Below are 2,386 nucleotides of genomic sequence, written 5' to 3'. Positions count from 1 at the left end.
GATACGGGATGCGAAGAGCTGGTCTCTCAGTCGTCATTCCGAATCGAGGGACGAGATGTCTGGAATCTCCTTTAGCTGTCAGCACCAAGGATAAACGCAAGAGATTCCCTACTACGCTCGTACCTCGCTATAGGGAATGACGGTGAGTGTTTGAGATACGAGTAAACGAGATACGGGATGCGAAGAGCGTGTTTAGATTCGAGTAAACAGGATTCGAGATACGAAAAACAATAGAGAGCGAGCTATTCGTTGCTCGATTACTCGTATCCCTCATCTATTCACTCACCGTCATTCCAGAATCGAGGGACGAGATATACATATGAAAAAGATACGAGTAACGAGATGCGGGATGAGAAAAGAGTCTCCAAATTTGATTAAGCGAGAACCCTTAGCATCAAACTTAGACAATAGAGAGCGAGCTCTTCGTTGCTCGATTACTCGCATCCCGTATCTACTCACTCAACCGTCATTCCAGAATCGAGGAACGAGATGTCTGGAATCTCCTTTAGGTATCAACATCAACAATAAACACAAAAGATTCCCTACTACGCTCGTGCCTCGCTATAGGGAATGACGGATGGAGTGCATGTTGAGGTGGTTAGGAAGAAACGAGTGTAACTTAGATGCGGGGAACGAGATGCGGGATGAGAAAAGAATCTCCAAATTTGAGTAAGCGAGAATCCTTAGCATCAAACTTAGACAATAGAAAGCAAGCTCTTCGTTACTCGATTACTCGCATCCCGTATCTATTCACTCAACCGTCATTCCAGAATCGAGGAACGAGATGTCTGGAATCTTATCCCTCTTCTGAAATCTTAAATTACGCTTGTTGTGCTTTAGATTCAGACACTTGAGATTGAACTTCTGAAGATGCATTTTTACTCGCGTCACGCTTGGCTAGCAGTGTCACGACAACCAATTGAGCGACAAGCGCACCTAATACAACCAACGAGCTGCCCGTTAAGCCTGCGACAACAAAGCTCACTAAAGCAATGCAACCGTTCATTAATGCGTAAGGTAGCTGTGTCTTAAAGTGCTCAAACTGATCACATCCCGCACCTGTTGAAGAGAGGATGGTGGTTTCAGAGATCGGTGAGCAGTGATCACCAAACAATCCACCAGAAAGCACCGCACCAATAGCAACCAACAGCGGTGCATCAATCGCAATCGCGGTTGGGATAACCAATGGCATCATGATGGCAAAGGTTCCCCATGAAGAGCCAGTAGCGAATGAGATAATAGCCGACAGCAAGAAAGCAACCGCAGGCACTAACCAGTAAGGGAAACCGCTCTGTGCTTGTTCTGCAATATAAGCCGCCGCGCCTAACTCTTTACCAATCGTGCTTAATGCCCACGCCAATACCAGAATAATCGCAACTGGCATCATGTTACCCATACCTTTTAGGTACACAGAAACACCATCCGACAGTTTTCTCACGCCGTAACAAGCCATCAGCGAGATCAAGGTAATCGCAGCAAAGAAATAAGCCGAAGACAGTGCCGCTCTGAATGATGAACCTGCGACCTTTTGAAATGGGAAACCTTGTGGAACTAACATGGCACACAATACCACCAGCATCACTAATAATGGTGCCCAAACAAAAGATGCCTTTGCATTTTTATGCGAGAAAGGATTGAGTGATTCGCTGTTCACGCCAGAGTTGATTCCCGCTTGGCAATCACGTTCAGCTTTTGCCATTGGTCCGAAGTCTAAACCTTTAACTGAAACCAAAGGAACAATGAAAATCGCTAAGAATGCATAGAACTGAAAAGGAATCGCACCGATAAAAGCATCCCAATCAGACATGTTGACATTCAAAGCAGTAAACTCTTTTTGAATCAGACTCATGATGTAAACGCCCCACCCGATAAAAGGGATAAGGATCGCGACAGGTGATGATGTAGAGTCAATGATAAATGCCAGCTTCTGTCTAGAAAGTTTCAGTTTATCGAAAAGGGGACGAAAGACAGGACCAACAATTAACGGAGTACCTAAGTCAGAGAAAAATATCACGATTCCTCCAAACCAAGCAGACAGTTGAGCTTGGCACTTGTTACTTACCCACTCTGTCACACGCTTAGCAAACGCAACACCACCACCCGACTTTTCCATCAAAGCGACAAAGCCCCCGATGAATACCAACAGCATAATGACGCCAGCATTGTAGCTATCAGTAAGCTGTGGCACTAGGTAGCCTTTGACCATGGTCCCAAAGGTATCAAGAGGGTTTAGTTCACTAAACATTCCGGTGAGCATAGCTACACCACTGAGTACGCCAGCAAAAAGGCCAATCACTACATTCCTTGTCGCCAACGACAACACCAAAGTAATAACAATGGGGATGAGTGACGTGATATCTGTCTGTTCCATAGGTAAACCTTAACC

1 protein-coding gene is annotated in these 2,386 nt (G+C 45.3%); it reads right to left on the bottom strand.

Features of this window, described 5'->3' with window-relative positions; all coding sequences use genetic code 11:
* Positions 1-820 precede the first annotated feature (820 nt).
* Positions 821-2,371, bottom strand: a complete 1,551-nt coding sequence (locus BCT81_RS27630) for a Na+/H+ antiporter NhaC family protein (protein ID WP_102426527.1) — start codon at positions 2,369-2,371, stop codon at positions 821-823.
* Positions 2,372-2,386: the final 15 nt, after the last annotated feature.

The organism is Vibrio sp. 10N.261.52.A1 (genome assembly GCF_002876325.1).
In the GTDB taxonomy this organism is placed as follows: Bacteria; Pseudomonadota; Gammaproteobacteria; order Enterobacterales; family Vibrionaceae; genus Vibrio; species Vibrio chagasii.
Note: the sequence above shows the minus strand (reverse complement) of the source record. Positions and strands in the feature narration are given on the sequence as shown.